24 protein-coding genes are annotated in these 20,735 nt (G+C 58.6%); 7 read left to right on the top strand and 17 right to left on the bottom strand.

The features are described 5' to 3' along the window. Position 1: 1 nt before the first annotated feature. From ACR0L4_RS06705 to ACR0L4_RS06690, 4 genes are read right to left on the bottom strand one after another with little or no spacing between them, the layout of a single operon-like run. Positions 2-1,318: a TolC family protein gene (locus tag ACR0L4_RS06705; RefSeq protein WP_480511562.1), complete on the bottom strand. Its 1,317-nt coding sequence runs from the start codon at positions 1,316-1,318 to the stop codon at positions 2-4. Beyond that, a complete protein-coding gene (locus tag ACR0L4_RS06700; RefSeq protein ID WP_480511560.1) occupies positions 1,315-1,911 on the bottom strand; it encodes a SapC family protein in 597 nt (198 codons plus the stop codon). The genes ACR0L4_RS06705 and ACR0L4_RS06700 overlap by 4 nt, the downstream gene beginning before the upstream one ends. A 36-nt stretch (positions 1,912-1,947) precedes the next feature. Further along, complete coding sequence (locus ACR0L4_RS06695; protein WP_480511558.1) at positions 1,948-2,106, bottom strand: hypothetical protein; 159 nt, start codon at positions 2,104-2,106, stop codon at positions 1,948-1,950. 16 nt (positions 2,107-2,122) lie between these two features. Continuing rightward, complete coding sequence (locus ACR0L4_RS06690; RefSeq protein WP_480511556.1) at positions 2,123-2,284, bottom strand: hypothetical protein; 162 nt, start codon at positions 2,282-2,284, stop codon at positions 2,123-2,125. Between the two features lie 30 nt (positions 2,285-2,314). Between ACR0L4_RS06690 and ACR0L4_RS06685 the strand changes: the two genes are divergently transcribed. Continuing rightward, positions 2,315-3,057 (top strand): IS5 family transposase gene (locus ACR0L4_RS06685; protein WP_480511554.1). Its coding sequence is split into 2 segments (ribosomal slippage): positions 2,315-2,627 and positions 2,627-3,057, totalling 744 coding nucleotides; the frame shifts between segments, so codons are not numbered across the junction. A gap of 62 nt (positions 3,058-3,119) precedes the next feature. On the opposite strand, the gene ACR0L4_RS06680 is transcribed toward ACR0L4_RS06685, so the two are convergent. Continuing rightward, entirely contained in the window at positions 3,120-3,269 is a 150-nt protein-coding gene (locus ACR0L4_RS06680; RefSeq protein WP_170749997.1) for a hypothetical protein, read from the bottom strand. 321 nt (positions 3,270-3,590) lie between these two features. After that, positions 3,591-4,316, bottom strand: a complete 726-nt coding sequence (locus ACR0L4_RS06675; protein WP_480511552.1) for a 16S rRNA (uracil(1498)-N(3))-methyltransferase — start codon at positions 4,314-4,316, stop codon at positions 3,591-3,593. A 12-nt stretch (positions 4,317-4,328) separates the two neighbouring features. Between ACR0L4_RS06675 and ubiA the strand changes: the two genes are divergently transcribed. The 3 genes from ubiA (at position 4,329) to ACR0L4_RS06660 (ending at position 7,576) form a co-directional block, all read left to right on the top strand. Beyond that, complete coding sequence (gene ubiA, locus ACR0L4_RS06670; protein WP_480511550.1) at positions 4,329-5,291, top strand: 4-hydroxybenzoate octaprenyltransferase; 963 nt, start codon at positions 4,329-4,331, stop codon at positions 5,289-5,291. Positions 5,292-5,355: 64 nt separating this feature from the next. Beyond that, a complete protein-coding gene (locus ACR0L4_RS06665; protein WP_170750000.1) occupies positions 5,356-7,254 on the top strand; it encodes an OmpA family protein in 1,899 nt (632 codons plus the stop codon). Position 7,255: 1 nt separating this feature from the next. Next, positions 7,256-7,576: a hypothetical protein gene (locus ACR0L4_RS06660; RefSeq protein WP_170446384.1), complete on the top strand. Its 321-nt coding sequence runs from the start codon at positions 7,256-7,258 to the stop codon at positions 7,574-7,576. Positions 7,577-7,590: 14 nt separating this feature from the next. Here ACR0L4_RS06660 and ACR0L4_RS06655 read toward each other — a convergent pair whose 3' ends face one another. The 3 genes from ACR0L4_RS06655 to pgsA are packed head-to-tail and all read right to left on the bottom strand — an operon-like array spanning position 7,591 to position 8,953. After that, entirely contained in the window at positions 7,591-8,034 is a 444-nt protein-coding gene (locus ACR0L4_RS06655; protein ID WP_170750001.1) for a molybdenum cofactor biosynthesis protein MoaE, read from the bottom strand. Position 8,035: 1 nt separating this feature from the next. Continuing rightward, positions 8,036-8,281, bottom strand: a complete 246-nt coding sequence (moaD, locus tag ACR0L4_RS06650) for a molybdopterin converting factor subunit 1 (RefSeq protein ID WP_170750002.1) — start codon at positions 8,279-8,281, stop codon at positions 8,036-8,038. Between the two features lie 3 nt (positions 8,282-8,284). After that, the gene (gene pgsA / locus ACR0L4_RS06645) at positions 8,285-8,953 is read right to left on the bottom strand and encodes a CDP-diacylglycerol--glycerol-3-phosphate 3-phosphatidyltransferase (RefSeq protein WP_170750003.1); all 669 of its coding nucleotides are present in this window, start codon (positions 8,951-8,953) and stop codon (positions 8,285-8,287) included. Positions 8,954-9,094: 141 nt separating this feature from the next. Here pgsA and ACR0L4_RS06640 point away from each other — a divergent pair, with 141 nt between their 5' ends. Continuing rightward, positions 9,095-9,979 (top strand): DMT family transporter, encoded by an 885-nt coding sequence (locus ACR0L4_RS06640; RefSeq protein ID WP_480511546.1) that lies wholly within the window; start codon positions 9,095-9,097, stop codon positions 9,977-9,979. Here the strand turns inward: ACR0L4_RS06640 and uvrC are convergent. From uvrC to ACR0L4_RS06605, 7 genes are all read right to left on the bottom strand, one after another. After that, positions 9,976-11,871 (bottom strand): excinuclease ABC subunit UvrC, encoded by a 1,896-nt coding sequence (gene uvrC / locus ACR0L4_RS06635; protein WP_480511802.1) that lies wholly within the window; start codon positions 11,869-11,871, stop codon positions 9,976-9,978. The two genes, ACR0L4_RS06640 and uvrC, sit on opposite strands and share 4 nt — an antisense overlap. Positions 11,872-12,161: 290 nt before the next feature. Further along, positions 12,162-12,941 carry an SDR family oxidoreductase gene (locus tag ACR0L4_RS06630; protein WP_480511544.1) on the bottom strand — a complete coding sequence of 260 codons (780 nt, stop codon included), beginning with the start codon at positions 12,939-12,941 and terminating at the stop codon, positions 12,162-12,164. 21 nt (positions 12,942-12,962) lie between these two features. Continuing rightward, entirely contained in the window at positions 12,963-13,934 is a 972-nt protein-coding gene (locus tag ACR0L4_RS06625) for a calcium/sodium antiporter (protein ID WP_480511542.1), read from the bottom strand. Positions 13,935-14,102: 168 nt separating this feature from the next. Next, on the bottom strand, positions 14,103-14,900 hold the full coding sequence (locus ACR0L4_RS06620) for a S49 family peptidase (protein WP_480511540.1): 798 nt from the start codon (positions 14,898-14,900) through the stop codon (positions 14,103-14,105). A 114-nt stretch (positions 14,901-15,014) separates the two neighbouring features. Beyond that, a complete protein-coding gene (locus ACR0L4_RS06615; protein WP_170750009.1) occupies positions 15,015-15,776 on the bottom strand; it encodes an ABC transporter permease in 762 nt (253 codons plus the stop codon). Continuing rightward, positions 15,773-16,702, bottom strand: coding sequence for an ATP-binding cassette domain-containing protein (locus ACR0L4_RS06610; RefSeq protein WP_170750010.1), 930 nt, complete (start codon positions 16,700-16,702; stop codon positions 15,773-15,775). The genes ACR0L4_RS06615 and ACR0L4_RS06610 overlap by 4 nt, the downstream gene beginning before the upstream one ends. Before the next feature lie 93 nt (positions 16,703-16,795). After that, positions 16,796-17,311 (bottom strand): SRPBCC family protein, encoded by a 516-nt coding sequence (locus ACR0L4_RS06605; protein ID WP_480511538.1) that lies wholly within the window; start codon positions 17,309-17,311, stop codon positions 16,796-16,798. A 131-nt stretch (positions 17,312-17,442) separates the two neighbouring features. On the opposite strand from ACR0L4_RS06605, the gene ACR0L4_RS06600 reads away from it, so the two are divergent. Then, positions 17,443-18,552 carry a CaiB/BaiF CoA transferase family protein gene (locus ACR0L4_RS06600; protein WP_480511536.1) on the top strand — a complete coding sequence of 370 codons (1,110 nt, stop codon included), beginning with the start codon at positions 17,443-17,445 and terminating at the stop codon, positions 18,550-18,552. 56 nt (positions 18,553-18,608) lie between these two features. Here ACR0L4_RS06600 and hemE read toward each other — a convergent pair whose 3' ends face one another. Next, positions 18,609-19,643, bottom strand: coding sequence for a uroporphyrinogen decarboxylase (hemE, locus tag ACR0L4_RS06595; RefSeq protein WP_480511534.1), 1,035 nt, complete (start codon positions 19,641-19,643; stop codon positions 18,609-18,611). Positions 19,644-19,748: 105 nt separating this feature from the next. Between hemE and hemC the strand changes: the two genes are divergently transcribed. Then, the gene (hemC, locus tag ACR0L4_RS06590; protein WP_480511532.1) at positions 19,749-20,720 is read left to right on the top strand and encodes a hydroxymethylbilane synthase; all 972 of its coding nucleotides are present in this window, start codon (positions 19,749-19,751) and stop codon (positions 20,718-20,720) included. The last annotated feature ends 15 nt before the right edge of the window (positions 20,721-20,735 follow it).

Here is a 20,735-nt window from a genome sequence, read left to right as displayed (position 1 = left end):
GTCACAACGTCGGATCGGTTGTTTGCGCTACGCCTAACGCGTCCAGAATATCGCCGGTTACGGCGAGCACCGCGTATTCGGCCCGCCGCGCCTGCGCCTCAAGTTGGATGACCCGCACTTGCGCTATATTCAATTCGCGCAGGGCATCCAGCATCTGGACCAACGTCGAACGTCCGATGTCGAATTGCCCCCGCGCTGCGTCGAGCGCCTGTTCGTTGATCTCGACCGCACGGCGGGCCGTGGCCAACCGTCGCTGGATCGAGTTCGTCTCTTCCAGCGCTTGCGACAGGTTGCGCTGCAACTCGCGGCGCAATTCTTCTTCGTCCGCCTCGCTTTGTTGCAGATTGGCGCGGGCCGTTTCAACATTGGCGCGGGCCGACCCGCCCTGATAGATCGGAACGGACACACCAAGTCGGGCCTGTGCCCCATCGTCAATGCTGCCCTGATCGAAATCCGTCTCAAGGATCGCCGACAGCGTCGGTCGGGTGGCACGCTCTGCGACCACAACCTCTTGCTGGCGCACCTGGCTGACAGCAACCTGGGTGCGAAGACGCGGGCTGCGCTCGACCATCTCTGGCGAGGTGGCTGCGGACAAGACCGGCGCTGGGGGAATGGACGGAATCGCGCCGGGGCGACTTCCGAAAATCTCGATCCAGGTTGCGGTTGCCAATTCAACATCCGTTTGTGCCTGCGCCAGTTCAGTTTCGGCGTTTGATTGCCGCCCTTGCCCCGCCAACAGATCGGCGACTGAACCGGCGCCCGCATCAAAGCGCGATTGCAGGTCGCTGACCAAGGCATTGGTACGCTCAAGATTCTGCCGGGCCTGTTCCTCCAAACGGCGATTGCGGTCCAGATCGATAATGGTCTCGATCGCTTCAAAGCTCAGCGCGCTCAACTCTGACAATTCGTTCAACCAAGTCTGACGCGCCTCGATCTGCCGCAATCCAACGCGGCCAGAGACTTTACCGCCGTCATAGATGATCTGGCTGAGGCGCAAGATCGGAACGGTATCCCCGTCCGAAGTCAGCGACGTCTCGGCTTCAATCTGGGGTAGAAAGGCGCCCTTTTCCGCATCGATCCGCGACCGGGACGCAAGGACACTGGCGGCCCCGGCTGCCGTGGTGGGTGATGTGGCGACAGAGGTCCGGACCAATTCCGCAAATTCCGTCCGCGCCACGGTTCCCGTCAGATTGTTTTGTGTTCTGGCAGAGGTTCGGGCAGTTTCCGCTGCAGGATCAAAGGACTGTGTTCCCTGCAAGTCTTCGCTGCAGCCCGCCAAAATGATCGTGGCCATTACAACCGACAACCATACTTTCATGGTGCCAACGCTCCTGGTTTCAGTTCTGCGCCCGAAAAAAGATCATCGGTCAATGCATCCAAAAAAGCGCGGTCCTCTGCTCGCGTTTCAGGAGTATTTTGCGGTTGGGAAGGAACCTTGAGCGCTGTCAGTTTCTTTAAGTTGTGGCGTGACAACAACTGCGTATGTGCCGCTCCCAACGCGCCGCTTTGCTCAAGCGATGCGAGGACCTGCGCCGGTGCGCGGCGCAACGCCTCTTCATCCGGTTCGAACAGGGCGACACCTCCGCCGTATGGGCCCGAGGCCTGTTTCAGAACGCCAGCCCCCTGCAACGCGGATCCGATTTTGTGTATCATTTCCATCCCCGTGACAAACTGAGCAAACCCGCGCGCGACAGGCTCAAGAACAGGGGATAACGCGCCCCCTTGGTATAAAGACTGGCCTTGTGCGCCTACGCAGTCTGGGTCTTGCCAAATGCCCAGCACATGACTGTCCCCTTCCGGCAATACGGTAAAAGGGTAAACGCGCAGTAAAAATGGAACCGTGCACAGCCTCAACCCGCCATCTGCCCTGAGCCAGGGACATTTGGCCTTACGAGACGCGCGCAGTGGCACCAGCGCGCGCCATTTGTCCCGAACCGGGACAAAAAACTAGGGCAGTTCCAGCGTCAGCGCCGCCAATTCGGAGGCACTGATCAGAACTGACGGCATCTGCACTACAAAGCGAAAATCCGAAGGACTGCGCCAGTGCAAACCGGCGCAGCCTTCTTGAGTCAGCGGTCGCGGTCTGTTTGCGACGGGTGAAGTCATAGGCACCCCCGCAGCGTCACACCAGTTCCGATGTCGGGGGCAAGTCGATTTCCGAGTATTTCAGGAACCCATCAATGAAGCCCCCCGAAAACTGGCTGACGTCTGAATTTGTGAAGTTCGCGATTGTGTCCCCCAAGTTCTGGACCCATTGATTTGGTTGCAGTCGACGTGGCTGCATGATTCAAGCCCCTGAGTTTCAGGAGGTGCGATGAGCAATCTATTCTGGCTGACTGACGAGCAGATGTCTCGCCTTCAGCCTTGCTTTCCGAAGAGCCACGGCAAGCCTAGGGTTGATGACCGACGCGTGCTGAGTGGGATTGTCTTCATCAATCGCAACGGGTTGCGGTGGTCTGATACCCCTCGCGAATTTGGGCCGCCCAAGACGCTATGTAACCTACGGAAACGGTGGCGCGATATGGGTGGGATCATGACCGGACTGGCTGCAGAAGGAACCGATCGAAAGACCATCATGATTGACTCTACCTACCTCAAAGCACACCGCACGGCCTCAAGCCTGCGGTTGAAAAAGGGGGGCGTGGCAGACTGATCGGGCGAACCAAGGGCGGCATGAATACGAAGTTGCATGCCGTTACTGACAGCCTCGGACGCCTCATCCGCTTCTTCATATCCGCTGGGCAGGTTAGCGACTACACAGGGGCCAGGGCTCTGGTAAACAGTCTGCCATTGGCTGACTGGCTGCTGGCGGATCGAGGCTATGACGCAGACTGGTTCCGCGAAGCCCTTAAGGACTTGGGAATGAAGTCCCGCATCCCAGGTCGAAAGTCACGCGACAAGCCTATCCGGTACGACAAGCGTCGCTACAAACGCAGAAACCGCATCGAGTTCATGTTCGGCCGATTGAAGGACTGGCGCTGCGTCGCCACTCGCTATGACAGATACCCGAAAGTCTTCCTGTCGGCCATCGTTCTCGCAGCCACCGTGCTGTCCTAGATGTAAATCAATGAGCCTAAAACCTAGGTGGTCCGATCTTCTGGCAGGTTTGTGTTCATCCATTAGATTTCCTTTTTGACGCCGTCGCCTTCTCCGACCAAAATGGCATCAATGCCCGGAAGATTGGATTGCGCAATCGCTTCGTTCCATCGATCTTCGGCGGAAATCTTCCCCGCCAATGCGTCGACGAAATCAATCAGAGCGTTTTTCATACTGTCCCGCTATTTGCATTTCACTTGTTAAATTTACTGACCAACAAAAAACAGGCTTTCCGAAGACCAGTCAACAAATTCATGGTTTTCGAGCTACTCAAGCTGTCCTGTTTTCAAGGGGTTGCGTGAAAGAGCAGCGTTCTGACCATCTTGATTCCCGGAATTCCCGCATCTCACGCCGCTGCCTCATGCACTGAAACAGCATTGGGAGTTTCCACAATTGGAGAAGGTGTCCGAGGTCAGCAGCCGGCAACGCGCGTACAATTCCAGGCAGATTGATGAAGTGTTCCCGTATCCCGTCTAATGTCCGGGTCGAACAAGTCAGGACCAATCGCCCAAGGCTTGTTGCCACATGGTCAATGCCGCCACCGCAGCGGTGTCTGCCCGCAGAATGCGCGGCCCCAGGCTGACAACATGCGCGTAGGGCAACGCGGACAAACGCGCGCGCTCTCGGTCAGAAAAACCACCTTCGGGGCCAATAAGAATCGCCCAGGGTTGGCCCTTTTTGTGTGCAGCCAGCCGCAAAGCCGATCCAACTTCGGCCTCGTTGCAGAACATCAGCTGCCGATCTTGAGGCCAGGTATCCAACACGTGATCCAATCGGCGCAAATCGGCCACCTCGGGTACGAAAGTGCCACCGCATTGCTCTGCCGCCTCTACGGCATGGGCCTGCAATCGATCCTGCCGTATGCGTTCAGAGTTGGTGAATTCAGTCTGCACCGGCAGAATTTGCGCCGCGCCCATCTCGGCCGCCTTTTCGACGATGAAATCGGTGCGGGCCTTTTTGATCGGTGCAAACAAAAACCAAAGGTCTGGCGGCAACTGCAATGGCTTGGTCTGGTGCAGACAGGTCAGCACGCCACCGCGTTTGGCTGCCTCGGCCACCTCGGCCAACCATTCACCGTCCTGACCGTTGAACAGGGCCACTTGCGCCCCGACACTCTGCCGCATCACGCCAAACAGATAGTGCGCCTGTTCACGCGTCAAAGGAACCGATTGCCCCTGACCCAAGGGCTGCTCTACATACAGTCTGATCTTCGCACTCATGAGACCCTACATATGCAAGGCAATGCTCCAACACCAGACGGTCAGGTCGCCGATGCCGTCACCGGCAATTGGGTTGACACCCGCGCGCCCGCCTTCTTGCGCCCGTATCTGCGCCTAAGCCGGGCGGACCGTCCCATCGGGACATGGCTGCTGCTTATCCCGTGCTGGTGGGGGCTGGCATTGGCGATCCTGAGCGACGGCTCACCGAGGGCGGAGGATCTGTGGATTGCCATAGGGTGCGCGTTCGGAGCTTTTTTGATGCGTGGCGCCGGATGCACCTGGAATGACATTACCGATCGTCGCTTCGACGCACAGGTCGAACGCACGCGGTCCCGCCCGATCCCCTCCGGTCAGGTCAACGTCCGACAGGCCGTGATCTGGATGGGGCTACAGGCGCTGCTGGCGTTGGGAATTCTTCTCAGCTTCAACAATGGTGCGATTGTGATGGGTGTGTTGTCATTGGCACCCGTCGCTTTGTATCCGTTCGCCAAGCGCTTTACGTGGTGGCCGCAGGTTTTTCTGGGGCTGGCGTTCAACTGGGGTGCCCTGCTGGCCTGGGTTGCCCATACCGGGTCGCTGGGATGGCCCGCGGTGGCGCTGTATCTGGCCGGAATTGCATGGACGTTGTTTTATGACACGATCTACGCCCATCAGGATGCCGAGGACGATGCGCTGATCGGAATCAAGTCAACCGCCCGGCTGTTCGGGTCGGATACGGCCAGATGGCTGAAGTATTTTCTGATTTCAACCGTATCCCTTTTGGGTTTGGCTATCATAGATGCAGGCGTTCCCGACGCCCCGATCTGGGCGGTTTGCGTTGCGCTCTTTGGCCCATGGGCCATGGGGTGGCACATGACATGGCAGTTGCGCAGTCTGGATATCGACGACAACGCAAAACTTCTGCGTCTGTTCCGCTCGAACCGCGATACCGGCCTTATTCCGCTGATCTTCCTCTGCGTCGCGCTGATGCTCTGATTGCACCTGCGGTCCGGGGTCTGTAAGAGTCCGCGCAAAAGCCCGAGGAGTCTCAAGCCCGCATATGCGTCTGCCCTATTTTGTAGCTGTTTCCCTGATCTTCCTTGGTTCCGCCGGGCTGTCTCTTTTGTTTGCGGGATATGCCGTGACAAAGGTCGAGGATGCATCGGAATTCGCCGTACGACGCGCGTTGGACCTGAGCGGCCACGACTGGGCCGAAGTTGAATCCGACGGTCTGCGCGTGGTCCTGACCGGGACAGCACCGGATGAAGCCACACGGTTCAACGCGCTGACCGCCGCAGGAACCGAAGTCGATACATCGCGGGTCATTGACGAAATGGATGTGACGGCGACATCAGCGCTGGCCGCCCCGCATTTCTCGGTCGAAATCCTGCGCAATGACAGCGGCGTATCCGTCATCGGCCTGATCCCGGCCAGCATGGATCGCCAGGCCCTGATGGACCGGCTGCGCGATCTGGACGCGGCACCGCCCGTCTCGGATCTGATGGAGACAGCCGACTATCCAAAACCCAAAGGTTGGGACGACGCGATCGCTTACGCAGTGGCGGCCCTGTCCGATCTGCCGCGGGCCAAAATCTCGGCAAGCCCCGGTTTGGTCCGGATCACCGCGATTGCGAAAAGCCAGCAAGAAAAAGAAAACCTGGAACAGGACCTGACACGCGCGGCACCCCCAAGCCTGCGGATTGGCCTGTCCATCTCGGCCCCGCGTCCAGTGATCACCCCGTTCACGCTGCGCTATCTCATCGACGAAAGCGGTGGTCAGTTCGATGCATGTTCAGCTCAGGACAATCAGGCACGTGATCGCATCATTTCCGCCGCACAAACTGCGGGCCTTGCGGGGCCGTCTTCCTGCACGATTGGCCTGGGTGTGCCCTCGCCCCGGTGGCCCGAGGCCGCGGAACTGGGCATTCAGGCGCTTGCAGAAATTGGTCAGGGCTCGGTTACAATGTCAGACGCGGACATCACTCTTATCGCGGCCCAAGGCACCAACCCCACCTTGTTCGACCGCGTGGTCGGCGAGCTTGAACGCGCCCTGCCAGACGTCTTTGCCCTGCACGCCGTATTGCCGGAACCAGCAACCGAAGACGTTGCCGGACCGGTCGAGTTTTCGGCAACCCGCAGCCCGGAAGGGCTGGTTCAACTGCGCGGTCGTGTCGGCGATGACATTCTACGGGATATGGTGGACAGCTATGCCCGCGCCGCGTTTGGGTCGGATAATGTCTATACTGCCACCCGCGTGGCCCCGGATTTGCCGATGGACTGGCCGGTGCGCGTTCTGACCGGGTTGGAGGCTCTGGCGCAGTTGCACAACGGCGCCTTGACCGTGACACCGGAGTCTGTCGATCTGAGTGGCGTCAGCCACGATGAGGACGCCAAGGCGCGGATTGCCGGGTTGCTGTCGGACAAGCTGGGCGAGGCGCAGGACTTCACCCTGTCGATCAGCTATGTGCCGCCGCCGGAGCCGGAAGACGCCCTGCCCGATCCTGAAGTGTGCGAGGAACGGATCGCCGAGGTACAGGCCGCCGGCAAGATCGCATTCGAACCCGGTTCGGCCACGGTTGCCTCAGGGTCGCGCGATACGGTCAACCAGATCGCCGACATCCTACGCGACTGCGGTCCCATCCGCATGGAGATTCAGGGCCACACCGACAGCCAGGGTCGCGAAGAGATGAACCAGCAGCTCAGTCAGGCACGGGCACAATCGATCCTGAACGAGCTGCGCGGGCGTCGAATCCCGACCTCAAGCTATACCGCTGTCGGCTATGGGGAAACGCAGCCCATCGCGGACAATGACAGCGAAGAAGGTCGCGAAGAAAACCGCCGGATTGAGTTTCGCCTGATCACCCCGGAGGCGAACGAGGCCACCGAATCCGACGCGGAAGCTCCTGAGGACGACCAGACCGACACGACCGCATCTGACGCGGGTGCAGAGGACCAGTAAGTTGAACAGAATTGAATTCATCATCGCCACCGCCATCATCCTGTTCGCGGCCTTCTGCATGGGCTGGTTCGCAAATTGGCTGGCGCATCGCCTGTCCCGCGTCCGTCAGAGCGACGTAGCCGATCTGGACCGCATGAGCCAGGAATTGCACGAGGCAGAAGAAACCCGCGATCAGGCCATCACCTACCTGCAACAGCGCGAGGCCGAGCTGACCAACCAACTGACCCAGACCGAGGCGGAACTGGCGGCGGCAATGGACGGCCTGCGCGCCGCCCGACAGGAGGCGGAAGAACTGCGCGGACGGATCAACAATGCAGATTGATTAACGAACGGAGCTTACCAGCGCGTTAGCGCGTCTTCGTCCTCATCCTTGGCAGCCACCCATCCCGCACCCGATTTGGTGATTTCCTTTTTCCAGAACGGGGCGCGTGATTTAAGATAGTCCATGAGATACTCGGCCGCCTCAAACGCATCTTTGCGGTGTGGCGCTGCGGTGGCGACCATCATGATCCGGTCACCCGGAGCCAGACGGCCATGACGGTGGATCACCAGGACATCGCCCAAAGACCACCGGGCTTTTGCCTCTTGCGCGATCTTGGTCAGGGCGCGTTCGGTCATGCCGGGGTAGTGTTCGATCTCCATGGCATCCAGATCGCCCGACGCAAGATCGCGAACAATGCCAGTGAAAGTGACAACGGCGCCATTGGCATCGTCTCCGGCGGCAAAGGCATTGGCCTCGGCCCCCAGATCGAACGGTTCCTGCTGAACAGAGACGCGCATCTCAGCCACCGGTCATCGGTGGGAAGAACGCCACCTCGCGCACACCCGCCAAAGGCGCGTCAAAGTCCGACAACTCCTGATCCAGCGCCACGCGCAAGGCAGAGACATCGGCAAAGGCCGCGGCATAGCGATCCTCGCGCGCGCTGAGTTCGGCGACCAGATCGGATACCGTCTCTGCCTGCGTTTCGACCTTTTCTTTCGGCAGGCCGATCCGCTCGCGCACCCAGGCGAAATACAACACGTCCATCGCTTAGCTCTCCTTCAGATGAGGCATGGCTTTACGTAGGTAATCATAGCCGGTGATCAATGTCAGGGTTGCGGCGATCCACAGCAGCCACAACCCGATCCGGCCCGACCAGAACATCCCTTCAAGATGCCAGCGGATATGATTCATATCGTCAATCTGCCCGGTCAAAACCTGATCAATCGTTGTGGCATCCATGCCAAATGTGGACATCACGAAATAGTGTTCGAAAATCCCCTGGGAAAACAGGATGGCAATGGCGAACATTTGCGCTGTCGTCTTCCATTTGGCCAACTTCGTGACCTTCAGTGTTCCGGCCACATCGCCCAAATATTCCCGCAGCCCCGACACAAACACCTCTCGAAACAGGATGACGGTCGCAGGCAGCACCAGCCACGGAGTCCAGTGTTCCGTCGAATAGCCCACAAGGATCATCAGCGCGATCACCACCATCGCCTTGTCGGCAATCGGGTCCAGCATGGCCCCGATCTTGGTTTCCTGCTTCCACGCCCGCGCCAGATAGCCATCGAACCAATCGGTAATGGCTGCTGACATGAACAGGATCAACGCGAACCAATCTGCGTATGGGCGGGTGAAATACAGAAACATCACGGCCAGACCGGGGGCGGCCAGCAATCGCAATACGGTCAGGATATTGGGCAAGTTCCACTTCATGCGCCGACCCTACATCGCCGCTTCGGGACAGAAAAGATAGAGGGTTAAAAAACTGCACCAATCACAGACGCTTGGACCACGCGCCGCAGCGTGATAGGCGTGCACAAAACCTCCTCTTTTCCCAACCAAAAAACGACCCAGATGACCCCGACTATTCAGACCGATGCGCGCTCGAACCTGATTGGCAGCGCGTGGATGATCGGCGCAATGGCGTGTTTCGCGCTGGAAGACGCGTTGTTGAAAGCCGCAGCATTGGCCCTGCCGATCTGGCAGATTCTGATGTTGTTCGGAATGGGCGGAGCGGCCATATTCGCCAGCGTCGCCGCAGCACGTGGCACGCAGTTGTGGCAGCCTGATGTATTGTCCCCGGCGATGAAAATACGCGCTGTGTTCGAGATCCTTGGTCGATTGTTCTACATTCTGGCCTTCACGCTGACTCCTCTGTCTTCGGCAACCGTGATCCTGCAAGCCACCCCGCTTGTGGTCGTTGCCTGCGCCGCGCTGTTGTTTGGCGAGACCGTCGGCTGGCGACGCTGGAGCGCTATCATCGTTGGACTGATTGGCGTTGTGATCATCATCCAACCGACCGGAGACAGCTTTACCATTTTGTCGCTGTTTGCCGTGTTCGGCATGCTGGGGTTTGCCGGACGCGATCTGGCCAGTCGTGCGGCCCCGGCCAGCCTGGGTACCGAGGTCTTGGGGTTTTATGGCTTTGTCTGTGTGATATTTGCCGGTTTAGCCTACAGTCTATGGGAACAAGCCCCGATTGCGCCTGTATCCTTAGACACAGGCCTGTACATGGCAGGCGCAGTCAGTCTTGGAGCAATGGCCTACGCATCCTTGATGAAAGCGATGCGGACCGGAGAAGTCGCGGCGGTGACGCCCTTTCGGTATTCGAGGCTGCTGTTTGGCGTGGGCCTTGGTGTGTTTTTCTTCGGCGAACAGCTGGATCAAACCATGTGGATCGGCAGCGCGCTGATCGTTGCTTCGGGCCTGTTTATCCTGTGGCGGGGGCGGCGCGCCTAGCCCTTGTCGTGGAAGAAGTCGTAGACCTTCTGCGCCAACCCGGCTGAAATCCCCTCGACCGCCTTCAGATCCGCGAGGTTGGCCCGACTGACGGCTTTTGCGCTGCCGAAATGAGCCAACAGGGCACGTTTGCGCGCGGCCCCCACCCCGGGGATTTTATCCAGTGGGGTCGCCCCCACAGCCTTGGCGCGCTTCGCGCGGTGGGTGCCGATGGCAAAGCGGTGCGCTTCGTCCCGAAGCCGTTGAACGAAGTACAATACCGGATCGTTGCGTTTCAGCGCGAAAGGCCGCTGACCTATACGATGGAATTCCTCTTTTCCGTGATCCCGGTCGACCCCCTTGGCGACACCGACCATCGGGATATCCTCGACCCCGTGCTGCGCCATGATCTCATGCACCGCGCTGACCTGCCCGGCACCGCCGTCGATCAGCAACAGATCGGGCCACATTCCCTTGTCACGGTCCGGGTCTTCTTTCTGCAGGCGGGTAAAGCGGCGGGTCAGCACCTCTTTCATCATGCCGAAATCATCACCGGGGGTCAGGTCATCACCGCGAATGTTGAATTTGCGATAGGCGTTTTTCATGAACCCATCGGGGCCGGCCACGATCATGCCACCCACCGCATTGGTGCCTTGGATATGAGAGTTGTCGTAGACTTCGATCCGGCCCGGCGGGGCATCCAGATCAAAGGCCTCGGCGATCCCGCGCAACAGCTTGGCTTGCGTGGCGCTTTCGGACATGCGCCGCGCCAGGGATTCACGCGCGTTGCGAATGGCCCCGGCGACCAATTCCTGTTTCTCACCGCGCTGGGGCACCAGGATTTCCACCTTGCGACCGGCCTTCTCAGACAGCGCCTCTTGCATAAGATCGGCGTTTTCGATGGCATCGGACAGGATCAACTGCCGGGGCGGTTCCTTGTTGTCATAGAACTGACCCAGGAACGCCTCCATCACCTCTGCCGCGGACACATCGGCCCCGACGCGCGGATAGAAATCCTTGTTGCCCCAGTTTTGATTGGCGCGGATGAAAAACACCTGAACGCAGGCCTGCCCGCTGTCCATATACAAGCCGATCACATCCGCCTCGGCCACGCCGCGCGGGTTGATGCCCTGTGACGTCTGCACTTGTGTCAGCGCCCTGATACGATCGCGCAGACTGGCGGCGCGTTCAAACTCCATCGCCTCGGACGCGGCCATCATCTGTTCGGCCAGTTCTTCCTGCACCTTGGTCGACCTGCCCGACAGGAACCGCTCTGCGTCCTTGACGCTTTCGCGATAGTCCTGTTCCGAGATCAGCCCGACACACGGCCCAGAACACCGCTTGATCTGGTAGAGCAGGCAGGGGCGCGTGCGGCTTTCGAACATCGAATCCGAACAGTTGCGCAGCAGGAACGCCTTTTGCAGCTGGTTCAACGTCCGGTTTACCGCGCCCGCACTGGCGAACGGGCCAAAATACGCGCCCTTTTCCTTTTTGGCCCCGCGATGCTTTTTGATCTGCGGAAAGCCATGATCCTTGGCCACCAGAATATTGGGAAAGCTTTTGTCGTCGCGCAGCAGAACATTGTATTTCGGCTTGAGCTGCTTGATCAGGTTCTGTTCCAGCAGCAGCGCCTCGGTCTCGGTCCGGGTGGTCAGGACCATCATCGAGGCGGTCGCGGCAATCATCTTTTCGATCCGCCCGGAATGACCGGGACGCGTATAGTTCGACACCCGCGCCTTCAGATTGCGCGCCTTGCCCACGTACAGAACCCGGCTGTCGGCATCCAGCATCCGGTAGACGCCGGGCGAGCTGTCCAGTGTTTTGACGAAGCGCTGAATGCAGGCATAGCCGGTCAGCGGTGCCGTCGATTCAGTGTCATTCTGAGATTTACTCGTATCGTTCTGAGAGGTCATGGCGAAAAACTGTGATTCTTTGTCCATGGCTGCAATCTTGAGCGCCTCATTTCAAGAGAAAACAAATCCACGGTTTCTGTGGATAAGTGTGAAGATAAGTTTCCAAAGCTGCGCGTTTGTCGTTGTTTCATTGTCGTTTTGTTGAGTTGCACAAAAAATGTGCACTGATATAAAGCATTGATTTTAAATCAAATTTTTTTACTCACTTAGCAAGTATATGATAAAAAAGACATTTTTGTAACAAGAGGGTAACAGGAATTCGAGCGGTGCAAAACTTGCAGCCAGTTTGTTTATTCTACACCCAGCACATCCGGGGTTTGCCATCCCAGGTGCTGCCCGCCATCAACGCATAAAAGCTGCCCGGTCACCGCATGAGCGTCCAGAAAATATCCCAGCGCAGCAGTAATATCTGAAGGGTTTGCACCACGTTCCAGCACCGTGTTTGAGCGCTGCGCCTGAAAATGCTCCTCGGACTGGCGATGTCCCTGCATGGTCGGACCCGGCCCGATGGCATTGACGCGGATCGCGGGGGTCAACGCCTGCGCAGCAGTTCGGGTCAAGGCCCACAACCCCATTTTTGCGATGGTGTAGCTCATGAATTCGGGTGTCAGCTTTCGTACCCGCATATCAACCATGTTCACGATCAGGCCTGTCGCCACAGGCTCACCCAGCGTGTCAGTATCGGGCTGCAATCCCTGTTCGGCCATGGCCTGTGTCAACACAAATGGCGCCCGCAGGTTGCTGTCGATGTGACGATCCCAGCTGCGACGCGTGGCCGTTTGGATGTTATCATACTCGAAGACGGACGCGTTGTTCACCAGACAAGTGATCGGTCCCCCCAAGGCCGCAGCAGCGCGCGGCACCAGATCGACCACCTGGGCCTCATCCAGCAGGTCGGCCCGAAGTGCGACGGATTTGCGCCCCAACGCCTGAATCTCGGCCACCGTTTCTGCAGCAGACTGTTCAGACGTCGCATAGTGGACAGCCACATCGTGTCCGCGTCCCGCCAGATAGAGGGCCATTGCCCGCCCCAAACGGATTCCGGCTCCGGTCACTAGCGCTCGGGACATGGGCTACCTCTTTCTGTCAGATCACATCAGCAATGTGGTGACATAAACCGCATAAAGGAAAGTCAACACCAGACCCCAGATCCGGGAAATATCCTGTTTGAAGAACACAAACGGGATCAACAGCAGCGACGCGCCCAACATGACCCACAGATCGAACTCGAGGAATTCCGGGTCAACCGGGATATTGCCGAACCACGTGGCAATGCCGACGATGGCCAGCAGGTTGAACATGTTCGAGCCGATCACATTGCCCAGCGCCACATCCGCCTGACGCCGAAGCGCCGCCATAACGGTCGTCGCCAGTTCGGGCAAAGAGGTTCCGATGGCTACCAGCGTCAAGCCAATCACCGTCTCGCTTATCCCATACATCCGCGCGATGATGGTGGCATTGTCCACCAGCAAATGTGCTCCCATGGGCAGGCCGATCAGGCCAAGGAGCAGATAGACCGAGACCTTCCAATAGGGCATGTCGGGGTCGGCCTCTTCCAGGCCGTCCAGCTCTTCATCCTCTGCGCAATCGCCTTCGGCTTCGGCACAAGCCTTGCGATGTGCCTTGGCTTCACGAAACGCGTTCCACAGAACCAGGCCCAAAGCAACCAGCAGGATGGCGCCGCTGATCAGATTGAACACACCACAGAAAGCAAGGCCAATGAACAGGACGCTGGCCAACAGCATAAAGACATAGTTCTTGCGGCTGTCGCATTCACTGGTGTGCAATGTCGCCAGAAAGGCGGGCACGCCGAGAACCAGCAGGATATTGGCTGTGTTTGACCCGACGACATTCCCCAACGCTATTCCGGGCGCATTTTCCTGCAACGCACTGATGGCAATCAGAAGCTCGGGCGCTGAGGTGCCGAAGGCCACAATCGTCAAGCTGACAATCAACGCAGGCACACCCAGCCGCAGGCTCAAGTTCACAGCACCCCGCACCAGCGCATCGCCCGCCAGCAGCAGGATCACCAACCCAAGGCCGGATAACAGCCATGCCGTCATGTCCGGCCTCCTTTTTCGCAGGCGCAAGGGCCTTTACCGATCCTGAACCGACCACATCGCGGGCATTTGGCCGAGCTCAAGCGCTTTTGCCCCGGAAACCGCAGTTTGCCAAACATCGCCAACACACCCATGGCGACGAGAAACAGGGTGACGATCTTGATGATCACCCTAAAGACCGAAACGCGCGTAGGCTGCCCGCTCCTCTAGACCTGCAATGGCGTCCTGTGCCAGCGACGCCCCGAACCGCGACCAGATGGGTTTGCGAACACCGTACCGGCGGAACTTGACCTTGTCCCCGAAACGTTCTTGCATCTTGGGCTTCAGATGAGCGATGCCTTCGATCAACCCCAGCTCTTGCGCCCGTTTTGCCAGCCAAACCTCGCCCGTGAACAAATCCGCGCCCTCGTCCAGCTTGTCGCCCCGGCGGTCTTTGACATGGGCAATGAAGTTTTCGTGGATATCGCCCAGCAGACCCTGCAGACGCTTGACGTCTTCCTTTTTTTCCGGCCGGAACGGATCGAGCATGGATTTGGATTTCCCGGCCGTATGAACGCGCCGCTCGAAGCCCTGTTTGGCCAGAAACTCATGCGCGCCAAAGCTGGCCGAGATCACACCGATCGACCCAAGAACCGAGCTGTCATCGGCCCATATCTCATCCGCGGCGGCAGCCAGCCAATATCCGCCCGAGGCAGCAACATCCTCGACAAAGGCAATCACCGGGATATCAAGCTCTTCCGACAGCCGCCGAATACGCGCACCGATCAGCGAGCTTTGAGCCGGTGAACCGCCAGGTGAGTTGACCTCAAGCGCGACTGCTGCAGGCTTGCCTTTGCGAAACGCCTTTTCCAGCACCGGCGCCAAAGAGGTATCATTCAACGCCCCCCGCCCGGCCATTCCAATGGCTCCGGACAGGCGGACGACGGCCACAACGGGGTGCTTTTTGACAAACGGCAGGCTGAGCTTCATGCGTGCCGATGTAGAGTGCCCCTATCGGCGAAACAAGGGACTCGCAGATCGCAATACGCGGCGTTAGGCAATTTCGTGACACCGATGGGCAAAAATGCAACGCCCCTCAAGGCCCTAGCTGCGGATACGCCAACCGGTTTTGAAGATCCAACCGATGATCCCCAGACAGATGCCGGTAAAGGCAAGGATGGCCAGCAGGCTGAACACAACAGGTACATCGGCCAACCCGTAGAACGACCAGCGGAAACCCGAAATCAGATAGACAATCGGGTTGAACAACGTGATCGTCTGCCACACGGGCGGCAGCATCGAAATCGAATAGAAAGTACCGCCCAAAAAGATCAGCGGTGTGACGACCAATTGCGGCACCAGCGACATCTGCTCAAAATTGCTGGCCCAGATCCCGACAATAAATCCCAGCAGCGAAAAGCTGAGGCATGACAGGATCAGAAACAACGCCATTGCAAGCGGATGTTCGATGCGTATCTCGACAAAAAAGCACGCTGTGACAAGGATCACCAATCCCACAAACAACGCTTTTGTCGCGGCGGCCCCTACATATCCGATCACAATCTCGATGAAATTCACCGGAGCCGAAAGCAGTTCATAAATCGTTCCCAAAAACTTGGGAAAGTAGATGCCAAACGATGCGTTCGAAATCGCGAGGGTCACAATCGATAACATGATCAGCCCGGGGACAATGAACGCGCCATACGACACGCCTTCGACCTCTTGAATTCGACTGCCGATCGCGGTGCCAAACACCACAAAATACAGGGACGTCGACAGGACCGGAGAAATAAAGCTTTGCGCCAGAGTACGGAAAAACCGGGCCATCTCGAACCGATAGATGGCAGCAATGGCGGACCAGTTCATGCAGCTTCTCCTGATACCAGATTGACAAAAATCTCTTCAAGGCTGGATTGCCGGGTCTGCACGTCCCGCAGCACCAGCCCCGCCTTGGCCACATCGTTCAAAAGCGTAGTTATACCGGTGCGGTCCGCATGGGTGTCATAGGTGTAGACCAACACATCACCATTGCTGTTCAACATCAGATTGTGCGTTGCAAGACTGTCGGGAATGGCTTGAATCGGCTCGGTCAACATGACCTCGATCTGCTTCTTGCCCATCTGCGCCATCAAAGTGTCCTTGTCTTTCACCAGCAGCAGTTCACCTTTGTCGATAACGCCGACCCGGTCCGCAATGGCCTCGGCCTCTTCGATGTAGTGCGTGGTCAGGATGATGGTGACACCCGCCTGTTTCAGCTCGGCCACAATCTCCCACATATCCTTTCGCAACTCGACATCCACGCCAGCCGTCGGTTCGTCCAGAAACAGAACACGGGGTTCATGCGCCAAAGCCTTCGCGATCAGAACCCGGCGCTTCATACCACCAGACAGTTCCTTTATCGCATTCTTGCGCTTGTCCCAGAGCGACAGTTTGCGCAGGATTTCCTCGATCCGTGCGTTGTCGTGCCCATATCCGAACAACCCTCGGGAAAATCGAACCGTGTTGTAGACTTTCTCGAACGGCTCCAAAGCGATTTCCTGCGGCACCAACCCGATCATCTTGCGGGCCGCGCGAAACTCGGTCTGGATATCGTGACCTCCGACAGAGACACGGCCAGAGGTCGGTGTCGTAATTCCGCAAACAGTCGAAATCAACGTTGTCTTGCCCGCACCGTTTGGCCCAAGCAAGGCAAGGATTTCCCCTTCTTCGATGTCCAGTGAGACACCTTTCAGCGCCTCGAACCCGTCAGCGTAAGACTTGCGTAAATCCTTGATGGACAAAATGGTGGTCATGCCTGTTCCCCGTTCTGGCGGCGACCCTATCGCGCCGAACCAGAACAGAACAGGTCAATTTCGCACAGGGTGCTGCGCAATTCTGCGGCAGGATCAATCGCGCCCGGTCAAACGGCCCAACCAACCGCGCTTGTCCTCTTCTTCCTGCGCGCCGCTATCCTCTGTCGGGGCTTCGAACTGATCCTGAAGATTGGAAAAGAACTGATCCGCCATCTTTCTGGCGAAGCCATCAATGAGGCGGCTGCCCAGCTGGGCCAGTTTACCCCCAACCTTGGCGTCCACGTCATAGCTGAGTGCAGTGCCGCCTGTTTCCGAGGCTGTCAGCCTCACCGATGCACTGCCCTTGGCAAAACCCGCCGCCCCACCTTTCCCCTCTCCGGCGATGGTCAGGCGTTCGGGCTCGACCATGTCCGACATGGTAACGGTGCCTTTGAACGTCGCTTTGACGGGTCCAACCTTCTGAACCACAACCGCATGAAACCCGTCCTTGGGGTTTCCGGTGATTTCCTGCGCACCCCCGATACAGGCTTTCAGAACGTCAGGGTCCAACAAAGCGGCATAGACCGCTGCAGGAGGGGCCGGAATTTCGCGTGTGTCGCTCATCTGCATGAGTTGGCTCCTCCGTGACCTCTGCCCTCAAAGACCTAACCCTGGCCGCGCTGTCAGGCAAGCATTCCGCGCTACGCGACGCTTGCAATTCACCGCCAGGCCCGAAAAGCTCGCCCGAAACGGAGACGGCCATGTTGAACGGAACACGCGTAGTCGAGATCGAGGGCCTGGGCCCCGGGCCCTTCGCTGCCATGCTGCTTGCCGACCTGGGGGCGGATGTAATCACCGTCCACCGCAAGGACGGCACGGTCGCACCAGGCATGCCCGAGCGCTCGGTTCTGGATCGGGGCAAACGCTCCATTGCGCTAGATCTCAAGGATGTCGAAGATCTGGACACCGCCAAGCGCCTGATCGCCACGGCCGACGCACTGATCGAAGGCTTTCGACCCGGCGTGATGGAGAAACTGGGGCTGGGTCCCGCGACATGCCATGCGCTGAATTCCAAACTTGTCTACGGTCGGATGACAGGGTGGGGGCAGGACAGTCCGCTGTCCCACACCGCAGGGCACGACCTGAACTATATCGCACTGTCAGGCGCGCTTTGGTATGCGTCACAGCCAGGCACAGCGCCACAAACCCCCGCCACTTTGGTCGGCGATATCGGGGGCGGCGCGATGTATCTGGTCACAGGCATCCTCGCCGGTTTGCTGAACGCGCAGCGCACCGGTCAGGGTACGGTTGTCGACGCCGCCATCTACGACGGGTCGGCTCATATGATGAACCTGCTGATGAGCCTCCGCCAAACCGGCAACCTGTCTGACACCCGTGGCCAAAGCCTGCTGGACGGCCCCCATTGGAGCCGTACATATGCCTGCGCAGATGGTCTCTATATCTCGGTCCAATGCCTGGAACCCAGGTTCTATACACAGTTTCTCCGCATCATGGACCTGGAACAGGATCAATCCTTCCAGCAACAGTTCGATCCCACCCTTTGGCCAGAGCAAACCCGCCGGCTGGCCGCGCTGTTTCTGACCAAGCCGCGTCACCACTGGGCCGATCTGTTCAGGGAAACAGACGCTTGCGTCGCCCCTGTCCTCAGCCCCGATGAGGCCAAGACCCACCCCATGAACACAGCGCGACAGACGTGGCAGACCGTAGGCGGTACGTTGCAGGCCGCCGCAGCGCCGCGCTTTTCGACGTCCCAATGGACAGCCAAACCCAGCCCTCGTCGCGGCGAAAACACTCAGGAGATTCTGCGCGCGCTCAATCCCAATGCCCGATCCCCCGCTTCATCTGGCTAGAAATATCCCGGGGGATGAATTGGCCGCAGGCCAAGAAGGGGGCTGGCCCCCTTCCCCTATTGGTCGCGCACCGTATCGATCATCAACTGCACATTCTCCGGGTCCGCATCCGGAGTAATCCCGTGGCCCAGATTGAAAATATGCGGCCCTTTCGAGAACGCCGCGACAATGCGTCGTGTCTCATCCACCAATGCCTGCCCTCCGGTGACCATATGTGACGAGGCCAGATTGCCCTGTACACATCCATCCACCTGCACATGCGCAGCTGCCCAATCGGGCGCGACCGAGTTGTCCAGCGCGACGCAATCGACGCCCGTCGCCGCGGCAAAGCCGATATAGCCATCACCGGCCTCACGGGGGAAGCCGATGACCGGAATGCCGGGATGGCGTGCCTTGATTGCCTGTGTGATCACGCGGCAAGGCTCGACCGCGTATTTCTGAAATGCGTCGCCCTTAAGTGATCCGGCCCAACTGTCGAATATCTTGACCACCTCGGCCCCTGCCTCGATCTGGGCCGAGAGGTATTCGATGGTCGCCAAAGTAATCCGCTGCAACAAAGCCTCGAACAGAGCGTTGTTTTCTTCCCGCAACGCGTGTGCGGGACCCTGATCCGGCGTGCCGCGCCCGGCGATCATGTAGGTCGCGACAGTCCAGGGTGCCCCAGCAAAGCCGATCAACGTTGTCTCGGACGGCAGGTCACGCGACAAAATACGAACGGTCTCGTAGATCGGAGACAGCGTTTCGTGGATATCTTCAACCGGTTTCAACGCGTCAAACTCGGCTTGCTGCGTGATCGTCGACAAACGCGGGCCCTCACCGGTCACAAACCAAAGGTCCGCGCCCAGCGCCTGCGGCACCAGAAGGATATCGGCAAACAGGATCGCCGCATCAAAACCATAGCGGCGAATGGGCTGCAATGTAACCTCGGCGGCCAGTTCGGGGTTATAGCATAGCGACAGGAAATCCCCGGCCTGCGCCCGCGTGGCCCGGTATTCGGGTAGGTACCGCCCGGCCTGGCGCATCATCCAGATCGGCGGAACATCCTGAACCTCTCCGGCCAGTGTGCGCAGCAATTTCTTCGTCTCAGCCATTCTCATCCTCAAACTTGCGTTTCGCCAACGGGTCGGTGCTCAGTGGCAATTTGTCAAGCTCTGCCCCCATTGTCAGGGCAATGTGACGCGACTAAAGCTGTGCGTATGACTTTAACACTGCCGACCCCCGCATCGCCTCTCAAGATTGGTACCCGTGGCTCACCGCTGGCCCTGGCTCAGGCTTATGAGACCCGCCAGAGGCTGCGCGATGCATTTGATCTGACCGATGAGGCGTTCGAGATTGTGGTGATCAAGACCACCGGCGACAATCGGGCGATGATCGATGCGGACCGACCGCTGAAAGAGATCGGCAACAAGGGCCTTTTCACCAAGGAAATCGAAGACGCAATGCTGCGCGGCGAGATCGACATCGCCGTACACTCGACCAAGGACATGCCGGTTGAACAGCCCGAAGGTTTGGTTCTGGACACATTCCTTCCGCGTGAGGATGTGCGTGACGCATTCATCTCACCAAAACTTCAATCCATCCACGATCTGCCAGACGGCGCGGTTGTAGGGACCTCGTCGTTGCGCCGCAGGGCTCAATTGTTGAACCGCCGCCCGGATTTGAAAGTTGTCGAGTTTCGCGGCAACGTGCAAACGCGCCTGAAAAAGCTGGCCGACGGCGTGGCAGACTGCACTTTTTTGGCCATGGCCGGTATCCGGAGACTTGGGATGCAGGACGTTCCGGCCACCGCCATCTCGCCCGATGACATGCTGCCTGCAATTGCACAGGGAACGATTGGAATCGAACGTCGCCGCGACGACAATCGGGCGGCCGCCCTGCTTGAAGCCATTCATCACAACGAGACCGGTTGTCGACTGGCGGCTGAGCGCACGCTGCTGGCAGCGCTGGATGGATCCTGTGAAACACCAATCGCCGGGCTGGCCGAGATGCACAACGGTCAACTGCGGCTACGTGGCGAAGTGTTGCGCCCGGATGGATCAGAATCGATTTCAGAAGACGTATCCGGCGTTGTCGAAGACGGTGCAGAAATGGGTCGTGCGATGGCTGATACCCTGCTGCGGCAGGCCGGTCCGGGATTCTTCGATTGGAGAAGTTCAGAAAGATTTTAGTCAAAGTGATCCAGT

Source organism: Ruegeria sp. AB5 (assembly GCF_056542645.1).
Note: the sequence above shows the minus strand (reverse complement) of the source record. Positions and strands in the feature narration are given on the sequence as shown.

What these genes read in the sequence shown, in the direction of transcription:
- ACR0L4_RS06665 (WP_170750000.1), top strand. Translation starts at nt 5,356, where the DNA reads ATGCGTCTGCCCTATTTTGTAGCTGTTTCCCTGATCTTCCTTGGTTCC.
- ACR0L4_RS06695 (WP_480511558.1), bottom strand. Translation starts at nt 2,106, where the DNA reads ATGACTTCACCCGTCGCAAACAGACCGCGACCGCTGACTCAAGAAGGC.
- ACR0L4_RS06605 (WP_480511538.1), bottom strand. Translation starts at nt 17,311, where the DNA reads ATGCAGATGAGCGACACACGCGAAATTCCGGCCCCTCCTGCAGCGGTC.
- ACR0L4_RS06640 (WP_480511546.1), top strand. Translation starts at nt 9,095, where the DNA reads ATGACCCCGACTATTCAGACCGATGCGCGCTCGAACCTGATTGGCAGC.
- hemC (WP_480511532.1), top strand. Translation starts at nt 19,749, where the DNA reads ATGACTTTAACACTGCCGACCCCCGCATCGCCTCTCAAGATTGGTACC.
- ubiA (WP_480511550.1), top strand. Translation starts at nt 4,329, where the DNA reads ATGCAAGGCAATGCTCCAACACCAGACGGTCAGGTCGCCGATGCCGTC.
- ACR0L4_RS06620 (WP_480511540.1), bottom strand. Translation starts at nt 14,900, where the DNA reads ATGAAGCTCAGCCTGCCGTTTGTCAAAAAGCACCCCGTTGTGGCCGTC.
- ACR0L4_RS06610 (WP_170750010.1), bottom strand. Translation starts at nt 16,702, where the DNA reads ATGACCACCATTTTGTCCATCAAGGATTTACGCAAGTCTTACGCTGAC.
- ACR0L4_RS06630 (WP_480511544.1), bottom strand. Translation starts at nt 12,941, where the DNA reads ATGTCCCGAGCGCTAGTGACCGGAGCCGGAATCCGTTTGGGGCGGGCA.
- ACR0L4_RS06675 (WP_480511552.1), bottom strand. Translation starts at nt 4,316, where the DNA reads ATGAGTGCGAAGATCAGACTGTATGTAGAGCAGCCCTTGGGTCAGGGG.
- ACR0L4_RS06705 (WP_480511562.1), bottom strand. Translation starts at nt 1,318, where the DNA reads ATGAAAGTATGGTTGTCGGTTGTAATGGCCACGATCATTTTGGCGGGC.
- ACR0L4_RS06690 (WP_480511556.1), bottom strand. Translation starts at nt 2,284, where the DNA reads ATGCAGCCACGTCGACTGCAACCAAATCAATGGGTCCAGAACTTGGGG.
- ACR0L4_RS06615 (WP_170750009.1), bottom strand. Translation starts at nt 15,776, where the DNA reads ATGAACTGGTCCGCCATTGCTGCCATCTATCGGTTCGAGATGGCCCGG.
- moaD (WP_170750002.1), bottom strand. Translation starts at nt 8,281, where the DNA reads ATGGACGTGTTGTATTTCGCCTGGGTGCGCGAGCGGATCGGCCTGCCG.
- ACR0L4_RS06655 (WP_170750001.1), bottom strand. Translation starts at nt 8,034, where the DNA reads ATGCGCGTCTCTGTTCAGCAGGAACCGTTCGATCTGGGGGCCGAGGCC.
- uvrC (WP_480511802.1), bottom strand. Translation starts at nt 11,871, where the DNA reads ATGACCTCTCAGAACGATACGAGTAAATCTCAGAATGACACTGAATCG.
- ACR0L4_RS06680 (WP_170749997.1), bottom strand. Translation starts at nt 3,269, where the DNA reads ATGAAAAACGCTCTGATTGATTTCGTCGACGCATTGGCGGGGAAGATT.
- hemE (WP_480511534.1), bottom strand. Translation starts at nt 19,643, where the DNA reads ATGGCTGAGACGAAGAAATTGCTGCGCACACTGGCCGGAGAGGTTCAG.
- ACR0L4_RS06625 (WP_480511542.1), bottom strand. Translation starts at nt 13,934, where the DNA reads ATGACGGCATGGCTGTTATCCGGCCTTGGGTTGGTGATCCTGCTGCTG.
- ACR0L4_RS06600 (WP_480511536.1), top strand. Translation starts at nt 17,443, where the DNA reads ATGTTGAACGGAACACGCGTAGTCGAGATCGAGGGCCTGGGCCCCGGG.
- pgsA (WP_170750003.1), bottom strand. Translation starts at nt 8,953, where the DNA reads ATGAAGTGGAACTTGCCCAATATCCTGACCGTATTGCGATTGCTGGCC.